This is a genomic window from Paenibacillus arenosi (assembly GCF_014841135.1).
GTDB lineage: Bacteria > Bacillota > Bacilli > Paenibacillales > Paenibacillaceae > Paenibacillus_B > Paenibacillus_B arenosi.
The window spans coordinates 16874-32727 of the sequence record NZ_JACYTN010000013.1; the positions used below are offsets into that span (position 1 = coordinate 16874).

14 protein-coding genes are annotated in these 15854 nt (G+C 43.4%); 6 read left to right on the forward strand and 8 right to left on the reverse strand.

The features are described 5' to 3' along the window. Window positions 1-65: 65 nt before the first annotated feature. The 3 genes from IFO66_RS15060 to IFO66_RS15070 all read right to left on the reverse strand — a co-directional run bounded on the left by IFO66_RS15060 (window position 66) and on the right by IFO66_RS15070 (window position 2942). Entirely contained in the window at window positions 66-632 is a 567-nt protein-coding gene (locus tag IFO66_RS15060; RefSeq protein WP_192025951.1) for a class D sortase, read from the reverse strand. A gap of 317 nt (window positions 633-949) precedes the next feature. Next, window positions 950-1927: a CgeB family protein gene (locus IFO66_RS15065; protein WP_192025952.1), complete on the reverse strand. Its 978-nt coding sequence runs from the start codon at window positions 1925-1927 to the stop codon at window positions 950-952. A 37-nt stretch (window positions 1928-1964) separates the two neighbouring features. Beyond that, window positions 1965-2942: a CgeB family protein gene (locus IFO66_RS15070; protein WP_225445798.1), complete on the reverse strand. Its 978-nt coding sequence runs from the start codon at window positions 2940-2942 to the stop codon at window positions 1965-1967. 301 nt (window positions 2943-3243) lie between these two features. Here IFO66_RS15070 and IFO66_RS15075 point away from each other — a divergent pair, with 301 nt between their 5' ends. Beyond that, window positions 3244-3963, forward strand: a complete 720-nt coding sequence (locus tag IFO66_RS15075) for a YebC/PmpR family DNA-binding transcriptional regulator (protein WP_192025954.1) — start codon at window positions 3244-3246, stop codon at window positions 3961-3963. A gap of 75 nt (window positions 3964-4038) precedes the next feature. Here the strand turns inward: IFO66_RS15075 and IFO66_RS15080 are convergent, their stop codons facing one another. The 4 genes from IFO66_RS15080 to IFO66_RS15095 all read right to left on the reverse strand — a co-directional run bounded on the left by IFO66_RS15080 (window position 4039) and on the right by IFO66_RS15095 (window position 8762). Beyond that, on the reverse strand, window positions 4039-4221 hold the full coding sequence (locus IFO66_RS15080) for a hypothetical protein (protein WP_420488673.1): 183 nt from the start codon (window positions 4219-4221) through the stop codon (window positions 4039-4041). Window positions 4222-4393: 172 nt separating this feature from the next. After that, complete coding sequence (udk, locus tag IFO66_RS15085; RefSeq protein ID WP_144992969.1) at window positions 4394-5023, reverse strand: uridine kinase; 630 nt, start codon at window positions 5021-5023, stop codon at window positions 4394-4396. A gap of 140 nt (window positions 5024-5163) precedes the next feature. Further along, window positions 5164-6891, reverse strand: coding sequence for a response regulator (locus tag IFO66_RS15090; RefSeq protein WP_192025955.1), 1728 nt, complete (start codon window positions 6889-6891; stop codon window positions 5164-5166). Continuing rightward, window positions 6888-8762 (reverse strand): cache domain-containing sensor histidine kinase, encoded by a 1875-nt coding sequence (locus IFO66_RS15095; protein WP_192025956.1) that lies wholly within the window; start codon window positions 8760-8762, stop codon window positions 6888-6890. Before IFO66_RS15095 ends, IFO66_RS15090 begins: the two co-directional genes overlap by 4 nt. 174 nt (window positions 8763-8936) lie before the next feature. Here IFO66_RS15095 and IFO66_RS15100 point away from each other — a divergent pair, with 174 nt between their 5' ends. The 5 genes from IFO66_RS15100 (at window position 8937) to IFO66_RS15120 (ending at window position 14372) form a co-directional block, all read left to right on the forward strand. Beyond that, window positions 8937-9818: a carbohydrate ABC transporter permease gene (locus IFO66_RS15100; RefSeq protein WP_192025957.1), complete on the forward strand. Its 882-nt coding sequence runs from the start codon at window positions 8937-8939 to the stop codon at window positions 9816-9818. Beyond that, window positions 9818-10657, forward strand: coding sequence for a carbohydrate ABC transporter permease (locus IFO66_RS15105; RefSeq protein WP_192025958.1), 840 nt, complete (start codon window positions 9818-9820; stop codon window positions 10655-10657). The genes IFO66_RS15100 and IFO66_RS15105 overlap by 1 nt, the downstream gene beginning before the upstream one ends. A 256-nt stretch (window positions 10658-10913) precedes the next feature. Then, window positions 10914-12197 (forward strand): ABC transporter substrate-binding protein, encoded by a 1284-nt coding sequence (locus IFO66_RS15110; protein WP_192025959.1) that lies wholly within the window; start codon window positions 10914-10916, stop codon window positions 12195-12197. Window positions 12198-12327: 130 nt separating this feature from the next. Beyond that, window positions 12328-12711, forward strand: coding sequence for a hypothetical protein (locus IFO66_RS15115; RefSeq protein WP_192025960.1), 384 nt, complete (start codon window positions 12328-12330; stop codon window positions 12709-12711). Between the two features lie 308 nt (window positions 12712-13019). Continuing rightward, on the forward strand, window positions 13020-14372 hold the full coding sequence (locus IFO66_RS15120) for a hemolysin family protein (protein ID WP_420488674.1): 1353 nt from the start codon (window positions 13020-13022) through the stop codon (window positions 14370-14372). A 72-nt stretch (window positions 14373-14444) separates the two neighbouring features. Here IFO66_RS15120 and IFO66_RS15125 read toward each other — a convergent pair whose 3' ends face one another. Continuing rightward, window positions 14445-15437, reverse strand: coding sequence for a hypothetical protein (locus IFO66_RS15125; RefSeq protein ID WP_225445799.1), 993 nt, complete (start codon window positions 15435-15437; stop codon window positions 14445-14447). Between the last annotated feature and the right edge of the window lie 417 nt (window positions 15438-15854).

The following is a 15854-nucleotide window of genomic DNA, read 5'->3' on the forward strand; positions in this document are numbered from 1 at the left end:
TTGCCTGTTGATCAATAACTATAACGGATATCTATTGTGATCGGATGGACATGGATTTGTCAAATTTAATCGATTTTTGTCGAATTCAATTCTTCTTCGATAAATGCTTTTACGATCAGTCTATGGGTAGCTGTATCAATTGGATCACATGTAATGAGTGTTAATTCGCGTTCGTGCGGATTTTGATCCAGCACAGATAAATCATCTGGGGTGACTATGCTTATGGAACGAACCGTATAGGTGAATGTTCGATCAGCTGTTTCGACTTGAATGGAATCTCCGATTGCAAGCTCATCCAGTCGGTTGTAATGGCGTCCGAACTTCAAGCTGCGATGGCTCGCCAAGACGTAATTTCCTATCTCGCCTGGCGCCCTGCCAGGTACAACGCTTCCGCTGCCTACTTTTAATGATTGTGGAGTAGCGCCTTCTACGATCGGTTCTCGTAGGTCGATCTTATCGATGGCAATCGTGCCGTGCACAGGAATTCCATCTAGTAGCTTTGGCTCCATAGCTACTTTGTTTGTAGTCGTGGGTGTGGTCTGTGAAGAATGAATAGATTGTCCTGCTTGGGAGTGTTCTTTTAAATACGTATCCCATTCCGTCAGAAGTTGTAGTTCTCGTCGTTCTTCCATATATGTATTCCATTTCGGATAAATGATAAGGAGGAGTCCGCTAAGTAGGAGCAGCAAAGCGATTATCGTTAAGCCGTTTTTCTTGAAATGATAAGAACTTGAAATAGTTTCACGACCTTTCTTTCATTTTACATAGTATTTAACGTAATTTATCGGTTTTTGTTGCAGTGATTTGTATATTGTTCAAAAAAAGAAAATAAAAGACTATCCAGCAAAAGCTAGATAGCCTGCGGATACAAATACCCTGATTTGCTTCATGTTAAACTGGAAATTTGATAGGAGCTCATTATTCAACCCTATTTTTTGTATCAAAAAAGCTAAATAATATGATGCATTTTAAGTTGATGGATCATATAACTTGCACGCTCTTTGTAGCTATGCCGTTGTACAGCATGCATACCTTGCTGACGTATTTGCTCGCGTTCATTAGGACGATTCGAATAGTAATGGATTAGCTGTCGTGTCTCGAAAGGGGAGCTGGATACAACGAGATCCCTGCCAGGTATAAACAAGCGGCGAACTTCTGGTGTATCGCTCGTTAATAGAAATCCTCCGGATCCAAGAATTTCGTATGTGCGCTGCGTAACTTGAGATAGGTGGTTTTGTGGGCCGATGATCATGTCGGCAGAGCTGTATACTTTGCATGCTTCTGTATAGTGCAAATAGCCATGAATCCAAGCAGTGGGCACTTGAATGCCGAGTATGGGCTTCATTTGACTCCAATGTCTTCCCCAAAAATCAATTTTTGTTCCATCTTGCAGAAGAGGTACGATTAATTGCTGCAAGGAATGGATTCGATAATGATCCGGGTACTGCTTCAATATTTTTGAATAGCCGTTTGCAACAACGGCAAGGCTGCTTTTATATTTTGCTTCGATTTTTCCTCGCTGGTGAACGCTGTGATGATAGCCGAAGTCCATATGTGCCGCTGGAATGCCCATACGGATGTAGTCTCGTACTTTCTCCGCACTTATCGTGAACACAAAATCAGGTTGAACGTTGCTAACATAGGGGGCTGAAAATGTTTGGTGATGGGTAGGATCTTCTGTCGCCCAGAAAACATGAGGGATACCTGATTTCTTAACATATTGATGAACCCATTTTCGCTTCGTTACACTATGTTCTGCTGTCCATCCTAGGCTAACAATAAGATCAGGGCGAAAGGTACGAAGCAAATAAGGGATTTTATTTTTTGTCAGCACGCCCGAAATTTTTACGTTATGTCCTAAGTCACGGAAGCCGTTCGGCAGACCATGAATCCACATCGGATGATTTTCAAGAAACAATACCCTCATCTTATCATCCTCCTTTTCTTGTCTACGTTAAGAGTAGTTAAATCAATCCGTGTTTTTTGAGAATGGAAAGCATGTAGCGTGCTCGATTCGTATAGTTATGCTTGGATATTGTCTGCCGTCCATTTCGTCTTACTCGTTCTCGTGCTTGTGCATTCGCCAAATAGTAGCGGGCAAGCTTCAAAGTTTCCGCCGGGGAAGAGGATAGGGCGGCGTCGCGACCTGACTTCAATAGTTGCCTCGTAGCGGGGGTGCTGTTTGTTAATAAAAATCCACCTGAGCCGATTGCTTCATAGGTGCGCTGTGTGACCATGTCCGTATAATTTTGCAATCCTAATATAATTTTTGCTGAGCTGTACACTTTATTTGTATCTTTGTAGGGAATAGGTCCTTTGAGGAATCTTTTGGGAATCGCTTTGCCTAGATACGGTTTCATCCGTGCCCAGTTGCGCCCGTAGAAGTCAATTTTGGCACCACTTTTTAGCAGCGGTTTTATAAGGGTGTTTAGGGATGTGCGTCGATACAATTTGGGGTATTTCTGCAGTACATCTGGATAAGCGTTGGCGACTACAGCGAAGTCTGCTTTATATTTTCGAATGGGCTGTAGTTTACGATGTACGTTAGGATGAAAGCCGAAATCCATATGTGCTGCTGCATAGCCCTTTTTGCGGAACACGTCGACGGTTTGAGGTGAAATGGTAAATACGAAGTCAGGCTTCAATCTGCTTAATAGAGGCAGGGTGAACACTTTTGTAAAATTGGGATCCTCAGTAGACCAGTAAATCAAAGGTATTTTGAATGATGTCGCTAACTCTCGCATCATAAGCTCGTTTTTGGGTGTATGGTCAAGACCCCAGCCAACATTAATGAGGAGGTCTGGTTTGTAGAAGGTGAAAAGGGTGGATAGAGAGTGTCTCGTAATGGGGCCTGATGTGCGTACTTCATGTCCAAGATCTCTAAGACCGTCGGGTAAGCCATACGACCACAGCTTTCCGCGTTCTAGAAATAAAATTTTCATGACAACCACCTTTTGTCAGCCATAGTAAAGCGTTAATCATTTTGAACAGCGGGCGTAATGACATGTACTCGCTATCAATATATTCACAATCCCAATAAGGGAGCAGGCTCGAACCTAGTAAGGGAAAAACGCATATGAAAAATGACCATATATAGGTACCTTTATATATACAGTAATTTTCCAAGTGCTAAAGAGGTTGTTGCTGGTAAAAAAGATAGGCTCCAATTTGCCGAGATTTACGTTAAGCGATATAATTGGGTTGATTATGCACATTTAAATGTGGAAAGAGAGCGAGATTAGTATGGGGCGTAAATGGAACAATATTAAAGAGAAGAAGGCATCGAAAGATACGAATACGAGTCGTATCTATGCTAGGTTCGGTCGAGAAATTTACGTGGTCGCGAAGCAAGGGGAACCAAATCCTGAGTCCAATCAGGCTTTGAAATTCGTTATCGAGCGTGCCAAAACATACAACGTACCAAAAGCGATCATTGACCGTGCTGTTGAGAAAGCGAAAGGCGGCTCTGATGAGAACTATGAGGAGCTTCGCTATGAAGGATTCGGACCGAACGGATCGATGATTATCGTAGACGCTTTGACGAATAACGTGAATCGTACGGCATCTGAGGTTCGTTCTGCATTTAACAAAAATGGCGGTAACCTTGGTGTGAGCGGCTCTGTAAGCTATATGTTTGACCAAACAGCCGTTATCGGCTTTGAAGGCAAGACAGCAGACGAAGTGTTGGAACTGCTTATGAATGCAGATATTGATGTTCGTGACATCCTAGAAGAAGATGACGCTGTCATTATTTACGCGGAACCGGATCAATTCCATGTGGTGCAAGAGGCATGCAAGGCTGCTGGCGTTACGGAATTTAGCGTAGCGGAGTTGACGATGCTGCCGCAAAACTTTGTTGAAATTGAAGCTGATGCTCAGCCGCAATTCGAAAAGTTGATCGATGCATTGGAAAACTTGGACGATGTACAGCAAGTTTATCACAACGTAGAGGGCGACGAATAAGTCCGACTCGCTAAACTGTGATTAGACTGAATCAAGGCCATTTATGGAGAAGAGGGTTGCCCGTTTAACCATTGCTCACGGCTCAATGGGGGAATTCTCATTATCGTCAGGCTTTGTTTGCTGCTTGTCTAACATTCGGTTAAACAACACCTTATACATGTTGTTACCATCGTACAGAGTGCGCTTCACACGCGAGATGACCTCCGTGCTCGCGTGTGCCTCTGCTTCGTTTGTGCTGTATTCCTCCAACGATTCCAAAAGGCTATAATCCCCTTAAATAAATCATCTAATACAGGTCTCCTTAGTTTACGGATAATAATGTTCTTTCTATTCCAGTTCCATTCCATACAAAAAAGCAACCGCGGTTTATTGCGATTGCTCGAAAGGAATGCTTGTCCAATTCTATATAGAAGAAAAGCTCAGGTCTCAATTATTTGGATGACCAGTCGCTCGTCAAATATTTCTCAGTCAAAATAGACAGCAATTGAATGCCTACTTCATTTTCTCCACCTTCAGGGATAATGATGTCAGCATATTTTTTGGATGGTTCGATAAATGCTTCGTGCATCGGCTTAACCGAGCGCAAGTATTGCTGATGGATAGATTGGATTGTACGCCCGCGTTCTTCAATGTCACGCAATACGCGGCGAAGAATGCGAACATCCGGGTCTGTATCAACGAATACTTTAATATCGAGCAGCTGACGCAAGTTTTCGTCAGACAATGCGTGGAGGCCTTCAATAATGACGATGTTGTTCGGCTTCAGCTCAATAGTCTCGTCAGTTTTGCGGGAGTGTGTCGTAAAGTCATAGACAGGTGCATGAGCCGCTTGTCCTGACTTCAGGACGTTCAAGTTCTCAATTAACAGCTCATTGTCAAAAACGAAAGGATGATCGAAGTTGATCTGTTCGCGCTCTGACATGCTGAGATGAGAGTGGTCCTTGTAATAGTTGTCCTGAGATATAAATGTCACTTTGTCTGAACCAAGACGATCAATGACGGATCTTGCTACAGTTGTCTTGCCTGAGCCGGTGCCGCCGGCGATACCAATGATAAGCATGGTGTTTGAGTAAACCTCCCTAGTGGTGACTGCCGATACGAATTGTGAGCATTCAGATCCTTACTCTAAAAAAGAGCTCGCATCGAACACACAATTATAGTATTTTAGCACAGGTCACATTTATTTTCATCTGTGAGGCCTTATAGTTGCTGACTTTTTCGATATTCGTTAGGCGAGACACCAACTTGCTTCTTGAACACTTTGCTAAAATATTTCTCATCTGGAATACCTACCATAGCGGCAACTTGTGAAATGCGCAGATGCGGGTTCATAAGCAGCAGCTTGGCCTTTTTCGTTCGTATCGCAGCAAGATAGTCGGACAAGTTAATACCGAATTGTTGTTTGAATTTGCGCGAGATATACTCGCGGCTTACAAAGAAACGCTGCGCCATTTCTTGCAGCGAAATGTCCTGGTGGTAATGCTGCTCGACATATTTAGCGATGTCGAAGATGATGTGCTGCTCTTGGCCCTGCTGCATATAGCAGGCATCGGCCAACAGGGTTAGCTCTTGCAGCCATAAGCGCTGCCATGCATCCAGCGAAAATGGCTCTGCGATATGCGGTGAAGCATGCGTGTGCGCCGTCTGCGACGGGTATTGTCGCAGCAGCTGCTCTGCGGCTTCACCAACTGCTTCATGCGCAATATTGGCGCGAATCGTTTCCCATTCGCGGTAGCTGGCATGAAGCAGCTTCGGGGTTAAATATCCCGAAGCCCGCACGGCTTCCATAAACGGCTGCACAGCCTCCGTCATTTGAGCGGCGCTGCCGCTAAGCACGGCTAGCTTCCAGCTCTCCTCATAGGCGGATAGGCGAATCGATCTTACGCCTTCAGCGCCAGTTCCCGTTGTAGGGGAACTTATTGCTCTTGTTGCATCATTATGCGAGCTGGTGGCAATTGTCGTATCACTTGCAGCAGTTGCAAATGTAGAAGCTGTTGCTGGGACGTTATGAAGATAACGGTCCCCAAGCAGCAAATTGCGCTCGAGCAATGCCTGCTTTGCTTCTTCATAACATTGAGCCATGCCTGCTGGGAAATTCCGAACATCGCTGCATCCAAAATGCAGTCTGCGATGTAAAGTCCTGTATAACGCTTCGTTTATATCTTGCAGTAAAATGTCCAATGCTTCTGTTTGCTGCCATAGCACGATTGCGATCTCTCCAGGGGAGTTCCAGCGGCGAAATACAACACCGCGCTGATGGCTGTCATTTACATACTCAGACATAATGTTGACGAGTGAGAAATACAGCAGGTCGCGATGATGCCGGAAGCGATGTTTGAACGCTTCGTCATCTGCATTTACATACACAAGAGCTAAGCGGATATGCTCGATGTCGGAGGCCAGTTCAAAGCTCTGCTGAATGCGGCGTACCGTAGACATTTGTGCATTAGCGCTAGGGTCATCAATTAAGCTTGACCATAGTTTCTCGCTGACGACCGGTTTGAATTCATTCATTTGAATTTGCTGCTGATTGCGCTTGCTGCGCTCTGCTTCTTCCTTATTCCACACCTCTACAGCCCTTCCGATTGCTTCATTAACGCCATCTGGTTCGATCGGCTTCAATAAATAATCGATTCCACCGTGCTGGAGTGTGTGGCGTACCAAGTTGAAGTCACCATGTCCACTAATTGCTATCAGTTTGGTAGTAGGACTATGCTCGCTAATCCACTCCATCAGCTTCATGCCGTTCACATTTGGCATCATCATATCGGTCATAATAATTTGCGGTTTGTGCTGCTCTATATAGGCAATGGCCTGTTCCCCATCAGCGGCTTCATCAACTTGTTCAATACCGTGCTTTTGCCAATCGACGAGCAGGCGAATGGCAGCTCTTACATGAGTTTCGTCATCAACGATAAGTACCTTCATTCCGTTTCTCGTCCCACTTTCAATAAGATCTTCACGCTTGTTCCGTGCGGAACGACAGCCTCCACCTGCATGGATGCAGGATAGCTGTTAAAGAGCTGGAGCCTTGTCATTACGTTAATAAGACCGATGCCACTTACACTTTCTTCAGATGGAGCATCGCCATCCATATATAAAGACTTCTCTTCTTCTTGGTTAGAGAGCAGATGATTCGGCTCGTACATAATCGTGCTTCGTTTCGTCGGCACAGGCGCGCCTGCTGCTTGCAGCTTCTCATTCAGAAGCGTGAGCTTATCTGGTGCAATGCCGAAACCATTATCTTGCACGCTAATTTCTAGCGTGTCAGAAGCATGCCATCTGCTGGTTATTCGCAGCAGCCCACCTTGAACCGTACGATCAAGACCATGTTTGAAATAGTTTTCTACGATCGGCTGCAATGTCATCTTCGGTACGATGACAGAGAGCGTGGACGGATCAATAGCCAGCTCTACCTCGAATGCGTGCTCGAATCGTTGGCCTTGCAGCTGCAAGTAGGCTTTTACATGATCGACTTCTTCACGTAAAGAGGCCGTGCTCTCATTATTATACATGCTGTAGCGCATCATCTTTGCTACCGCTGACAGAAGCGAGTAGATGTGCGGCGCATCATGCTTCAGTGCTAATGTACCGATCGATTGCAAGGCGTTGTTCATAAAATGCGGATTGATTTGTGCTTGCAAAGCTTTGAGCTGATTCGTTTTATTCGCAAGTTCCAGCTTATATTCTTGAACGATTAAGTCGTTAATCGTCTTCATCATATCGCGGAACCGTTTGGACATCATGCCGATTTCATCATGGCTGTCCACTTGGATGTTGACGTTCATTTTGCCTGCTTGAATTTGATTCATATAACGCATAAGCTGTGCAATCGGCTTCGTAATCCGAATCGATATCCAAAGGGTAGCTCCAATAATAATAAGCGTTGATATCGATAGTAGGGCCATATTAAACATCAGGGTCCGATTCGTATTTTGAAGCAAGTATTTCTTCGGCATTTCTTTTACTAATGTCCATTGGGCAATGGGTGAGTCTATACTTTCATGGACATATAAAGCGTTATCATGTTCAAAGTTGCCTTTCGTTTCAGCTGTGAGCAAGCTATCGCTTAGCCAAGGCTTTTGCAGTGGCTTACCCAGCAGCGTCTCGTCATCTGTGTACAGTACTAAGCCATTTTGATCAACAATATAAAGTTGTTCCTTGTCTTTCTCATATAGCTGGTCGGTTATTTCAGATATCGCTTCCAGCTTCACATCAATAGAAAGCATGCCTAATTCCTTCGTAGACGGCACCTTGTAAATCGGACGGTGCAGCGTAAAGACAGGAACGCTTGGCTTCCACTGGGTAGAAGGGGCAAAGCCATATGTCTCACTCCTATAAGTAGGCTGGATTTGAATCCCTTGCTTCGCATAGTTGGCCGCAGGCTCATACGGTTCTGACTCGTATTTGCGGTGAGGCAGGCTTTGTGCAACTAGAATGGCTCGCTTCACCTCATTGCGGTACATATACACCTGATGGACATGTCGCATCGAAGATTCGATATTTTGCATGACGGCATAAGCTTGCGCTTCCATATACGTATCATCGTAGCCTCGTTCGAGCATTTTGAAAAATTCAAAGTTCGTATAGACGAACAGAGAAGATTGATTCAAATCATGCAACATATTTTGCAAATTGTGCTTTCCTTGATAGATAAGCTTCTTGTTCTCTTCTAATGTACGTTCCTGCAAAGATTGATAGTTGTTTATATAGGTAATGACCATCGTAGACATGGTCGGTACGATTGTTGCAATGAGCAGCAGCGTGATCAGCTTTGTGCGAATACGGTTCCAGCGCATGTTCGAACCCCCGGTCAATATTTTACACCAATCCGTTCATATCCATCGGTGTTGTCTCATTCTCAATCCATTCATAATGAGAATATCACAGGATATTTGAAAGGATAAGCAGGAAAACGATCAACAGTGAATTTTGATCGTATCGTCCTAGTTCACAATAAAGGGGTGTAGCGGATGTCACGAAAAGCTAGGTCACAGCTAGGTCAACAACTGTTCTTCGTCGGACCGGCAACCTTCTTCTTTATGATTATTGTTGGTATTCCATTCTTAATGGGGATGTACTACTCGTTCACCGATTGGAATGGTGTAGCTGGAACGGTAACTTGGATCGGACTGGATAACTTCAAAGCGATCTTCAGCAGCGATTCCGATTATTTTGCAGCTTTTTGGTTCACGGTTAAATTTACGGCAGTCGGCGTTGTACTTACGAATGTGATGGGTTTCGTTATTGCCTATGTGCTTACTAAGCCGCTTAAAATGCGAAACGCACTGCGAACGATATTTTTTATGCCCAATGTCATTGGAGGCCTGCTGCTCGGATTCATCTGGCAGTTTATCTTTGTAAAAGGATTCGCTACTCTCGGTGAATTAACCGGTTGGTCCTTCTTTAATCTGCCGTGGTTGGGAGATGAAAAGACAGGTTTCTGGGGTATCGTTATCGTATTTGTGTGGCAAACGGCTGGATATTTAATGGTTATTTATATTGCAGCATTAACCAACGTACCGCGAGATATCATGGAGGCGGCAGAGATTGACGGTGCATCTCGTATGCAGGTATTGAGAACGGTCATTATGCCGCTCGTTATGCCAGCGGTTACGGTATGTTTGTTCCTCGCCATTTCTTGGTCGTTCAAAATGTTTGATCTGAACTTGTCGCTTACGAAAGGCGGGCCGTTCAAGTCTACAGAGTCGGTAGCGCTCAACATCTATTTGGAAGCATTCCAAAATAATCGCTATGGCTTAGGTGCAGCAAAGGCCTTTATCTTCTTCGTTATCGTAGCGCTCATAACGCTCATCCAAGTACGCATCACGAAGAGCAAGGAGGTTGAAGCGTAATGAAAAAGCTAAACAGGAATTATTCAGGCAAAACGTTTATCGTCGAAATCGTTATGATCTTAATGGGATTGCTGTTTCTCGTTCCATTCTATTTCCTACTCGTCAATTCGGTAAAATCGTTCGGTGACTTGCTGACGAATGCGGCTAGCTGGCCGACAACGTTCGAATGGGGCAACTATAAGCGTGCATGGGAAATTACAGACTTCCCCGAAGCCTTTATGAATTCCTTGTTCATAACGGTAGTAAGTATATTGCTCATTGCTCTGATAAGCTCGATGGCTGCGTACCGCATGGTGAGACATAACAGCCGCTTCAATAAAGTGTTGTTCATGGTGTTTGTAGCTGCGATGGTTATTCCATTCCAATCCGTTATGATTCCGCTCGTCAAAGTAACGGGCTGGCTTGATTTGGCGAACAGCCGCACAGGGCTCATTATTTGTTATCTCGGATTCGGGGCGCCGCTGTCGATCTTCTTGTTCCACGGATTTATTAAATCCGTACCGCTTGAGGTGGAAGAGGCGGCAGTTGTAGATGGCTGTACGCCATATTCGGTCTACTGGAAAATTGTATTCCCATTATTGAAGCCGATGCTCGTCACCGTCATTATTTTGAACAGCCTCTGGATCTGGAATGATTACTTGCTTCCATCCTTAATGCTGCAAAGTGACGCGCTGCATACGATTCCGATCGCGACATTCGCGCTGTTTGGGCAATACACGAAGCAATGGGATTTGGCTTTGCCTGCATTAACGCTTGGCATCCTGCCGATTATTATCTTCTTCCTAGCGATGCAGAAGTACATCATTGAAGGGATTACGGCTGGTTCGGTAAAAGGGTGATATGAACGATAAGTCGGTGGATGGTTGGGCCATACATGCTGTTCATTCTTTAGCATATTAATCTTTTGATCCAACAATCCGATCAATGATTTACACCTTAATGGTCAATTATGTTGGTGTAATCGCTTTCAATAGAAGAGCTATACTAAGTTTGTAAATAAGATTCGTATTTATCGGAGTTGCCATTTTATTGTCTTACTAAATGGTAGTGCAAAGAAGTCAGCTGCCATAAGCAGCTGAACGGGAGGGCTTACGGATGAAGAAGTTCGCAAAATTATCGTTGTTAATGCTAGTAGCAGTTTCGGTCATGTTAGCAGGATGTGGCTCCAAAGATTCCAAAGAGAGCACAGCAAATAACGGAAATAGCACGAAGACGGTTAACATATTCCAATTCAAAGTAGAAATCGCGGATGCGATGCAGCGTATGAAGGCGGAGTTTGAGAAAGAGCATCCAAACATTAAGCTAAACATTCAAGCCGTGGGCGGCGGTGCCGATTACTCCGCTGCTTTGAAAGCGAAGTTCGCTGCTAATGATGCGCCTGATATTTTCAACAATGGTGGATTCCAAGAGATGGAGACGTGGATGGAGCACTTGGAGGACTTGTCCGCAGAACCTTGGGTGAAAGACGTGATTCCACTTGCTAAAGAGCCGATGACGAAGGATGGCAAGTTGTATGGTCAACCGATGAACTTAGAAGGCTACGGCTTTATTTATAACAAAGACTTGTTTACCAAAGCAGGCATTACAGAGTTGCCTAAAACATTATCGCAGCTAGAAGATGCAGCTAAGAAGTTGCAAGCTGCAGGCATTACTCCATTCGCTAACGGCTATCAGGAGTGGTGGATTCTAGGCATTCACAACTTAAACGTTGCTTTCGCACATCAACCAGATCCGAATGCATTTATTCAAGGATTGAAAGATGGATCTGCGAAAATGACGGGCAATACAGTGTTCCAAGATTGGACGAAGATGCTTGATTTGACGATTCAATACGGTAATAAGAATCCGTTGACGACAGACTACAATACGCAAGTTACGTTGTTCGCTAAGGGTGAAACAGCGATGATGCAGCAAGGGAACTGGACGCAAGTACAGATCGACGGCATTAACAAAGACTTGAACTTGGGCGTCCTGCCAATGCCAATCGATGAAGATGCTTCAAAAAATGACAAGTTGCTTGTAGGCGTACCGAACAACTGGGTTATTAATAAGAATTCAAAAGTGAAAGAAGAAGCGAAAATCTTTTTGAACTGGCTCGTATCTTCCGAAACAGGCAAGAAGTATATTACGAAGGAATTTAAGTTCATTCCAGCATTCTCTACGATTACAGCAACAGCTGAAGACCTTGGTGATATCGCAGCTGATGTGATGAAGTACAGCCAAGAGGACAAAGCGTTGAGCTGGAACTGGTTCAAATATCCGGATGGTGCGACGCAAGAGTTCGGCAGCATGATTCAGGCCTATGTAGCGGGCAAGGATGATCAGACGAAGTTGTTGGAGAACTTCCAGAAGGCATGGGATAATCTGAGCAAGAAATAAGAGTAGCAAAGCTATCCACGGATTAGTGGGTAGCTTTGTTGTATTTATTAAGGGAGATGATGCATGTTGTTATCCGTTAGCCCTGTAGTAAAATGAATATTGATATAACAGTAAATGGGAGGAGTATTCGATGCAAAAGATGCGGCATGAAGCGCTTCGTTCACGAACAGAACGCTTTTTAAGTCGTCTTAAAACTGTAACACTACTCGTTGTTCTACTTGTAGCTCTCTCTAACCAATTTGGTACTTATCGCGCATATGCTACCGAGAAACACCTTGTCCAGACTACAAGTAATATGAAACATGACAATAAAGGCAGCATAGACATAGCAAGTAAAGAGATCGATTCAGAGCGTAAGCAGCAGCTTCTGGAGGAGTATGGTTTAGAATCAGAGCAGCCTTCGAATAACTTTCAAGGCGGGGACTTTGGATTCTCCGTAAGCGATAATCCGAATCAGGATACGCTTGTTATGTACCTGCTGAAGCTGCTTCTCAGCTTCATAAAGTCGCTGTAATCTTCACGTATTCACATCTGAGATTGGATGAATTTACATCATTTCTGATCAATAACTTGCCTACTGAACCATAGGTCACTATACTAAAGATAGTGTATACTTTTATACAAATACTAGATTTCATTGAGGAGGTGGCGTCAGTTATGGACGATGAGCCAGGGGAAGCGGGTAATAGGATTCAGGCATTATGTGTAATCAATAAGATCAAGATACGTTTAAAAACAAGCTATTATCGCCGGAATTAAATCATGTATTCCAAACTCATGGATATCGATGGTTATAGGAATACTTGAAAATGATGATGGAGGATGAATAGTGTGTTTACGGAAATTTTGATTCTTTTGATACTCATAGTGCTAAATGCTTTTTTTGCAGCCTCAGAAATTGCTCTTATTTCATTGAATGACAACAAAGTTAAGTCTATGGCGGAGGCAGGGCATAAAAAAGCAAAACTATTGCACAGTCTTCTGAGCGAACCGAGCCGTTTCTTGGCCACAATCCAGATCGGTATAACGTTAGCGGGGTTCATGGCGAGTGCATTCGCCGCTGAGAGCTTTGCTGGCAGGTTGGCACAATATCTTTATGAAGCAGGGGTACCTATTCCGAGAACGATTTTGGAGACGGTATCAGTCATTGTGATTACGATTATTTTGTCTTATTTCACGTTAGTATTTGGTGAACTAGTACCGAAGCGATTGGCGATGAAAAAGTATGAGTCGATTGCGATGTTCGCAGCCGTGCCATTGACCGTTCTATCTAAGGTTACTGCGCCATTTGTTCGATTACTTACAGGTTCAATGAACTTGATCGTACGTATCCTGGGTGTTAACCCGGATGAGAACAAAGAGCAGGTAACGGAAGAAGAAATTCGAATGATGGTCGACGTTGGTAACGAAAATGGTACGATTCAAGAAGACGAGAAAATGATGATTAATAACATTTTTGAGTTGGACAATAAGACAGTGACGGACATTATGACACATCGAAGCAGTGTAATCGCCATTTCGATGGATTCCTCACTTAAAGAAGTTGCGAAGCTAATTAATATTGAAAAATATACGAGATATCCTATATATGAAGGTGACATCGACAATATTGTCGGTATTCTACACGTGAAAGATATTATTAAGTATCTTGAAACGGACGTAGATGATTCCTTTAATTTGAAAGATCTCATTCGGGTTCCTTACTTCATCCCGGCTTCTAAGCGTATCGATGATTTGTTCAAAGAACTGCAGAACAATAAAGTTCATATCGCTGTAGCGATTGATGAGTATGGCGGTACAGCAGGAATTGTAACAGTCGAAGATTTGCTGGAAGAGATCGTGGGTAACATTTTTGACGAACATGATGATGAGGAAGAAGAGAAAGAGATCGAGCAGGTTGAAGAGGGCGTCTGGGTTGTAGACGGAACAATTCAACTACGCGTGCTTAATCCTATCGTTGACGCAGATTTCCCTACGGATGATTACGATACATTAAGTGGTTTCGTTATTGGTCAGCTCGGAAGAATTCCTGAGCAGTCGGAGAAGCCTGTTGTGATGTTTGGTGGTTTCGTATTTGAAGTGCTTGAAGTGGACGAGAAGCGAATTCATAAATTGAAAGTGCTTCGTTCTAATGCGGAAGTATCTTCTGTTGCTGAACCGATATTGGAAACGTAATGAAATAGTTATTGAGATAAAAATACCGCCATTGCGCAATCCAAATGCAATGGCGGTATTTTTGTGAATGCTTTACACAAATACACTTCCTGGTCTACCCATCCATACATAGATAATCATTAATGTGAAGAGCAGGGCGCTGAAGTTAAGGACTATAAATGTACTGCGTACCTTTGGCGAACGAAGAAACTTGAATTTGAGCATCGTTTTTGTCTCGTCCGCGCCTTCAATGATAAACATGACGAGAAGCGTATGTACAACCATATGCCCGACGATTTCTTTTAGGCCGAATACCGTTGTCGTCATAAGGAATACGCTTGTCAGAACGAGTGCGGCAAATCGATTCATCATCCCCACAATAAAGGCCCAAGCAATCCCGATTTCAATGAAAGCGCTAATAAGAACGAAGTCCTCAATCGTAAATCCTAAGGAAGGAAGCCCATACTCATGAAAAAGGGAGCAAGCGAGTTTAGCAATTGTGATTTTTTCAATCGCCAGCCATGCTAAGGATAGTCCTGTGCTTATAAAAAGGGCAGATGTTGCTGTGTGGCTCCATTTCGTATGAATAACGAATAAATAATAGATGATCCCAATATAAAACATATAATCGAGTGCATGAAACAGGCCGTATATCATAATGGCATGGATGTAAAGGAGTGTGAGAGCGGATGCACTTATGAAGAGTGTCTTGCGATGCAGCAATCCAAATAGGGCAACGGTAAGGACCACGTAAACCCACCATTGATTCGAAACAAGGTCAGGTGCCAAATACGATCCTGTACTAAGCTGTAAAAGCAGCCCAATTCCGAGTCCAACACGCAGAATAATCGAATTAAAGCGTTTTAACCCATGTAGATGACGATGAATGCGGCTAACAACGCCGACATTTCGAATTGATTCATTGAAGAAAGCTAATATAAGTAAGACAATGGTGGTAAAGATAAGCCAAAACAAAAATGTAGGGGTAATCACATTGGCAATAGGTGAAGGGATCCAATCTTGATCCTCAGTAAACCATTTTACATGCATATACTTGCTGCTCCACGAAGGAAGCCATGAATTCATAAATTCGCCTCCATTTGCTATTTAGTAGGGTAAAGATAAGTAACGGAATATTCACCACCTTTTTGTCGTATACCTGTCGTAGATGTAAGAGATGCACGGCCTTAACATCTACGTATCGGATGGATACTTGTACAGAATGATACTATATATTCCAATTTATAGTACCACATACCAACAGATTGATCGACAATTTTTGTCTTTTATCGGCTATCTTCAACATTTTCTTTATAGTTCCTTATGAAAAAAATTAAGGGAAAAAAGGTTAAGCGTATTTATTTTACCATTGTTCAGGAATATATGGATGATATGAATGTATTTTGTAAAGCGCTTACAATACATTCATATTACTAACAGTAACCGTAGTTTCATGACTATTGATATTTTATTGACTTCTTAAACAGGTGAAGTATTATGTTA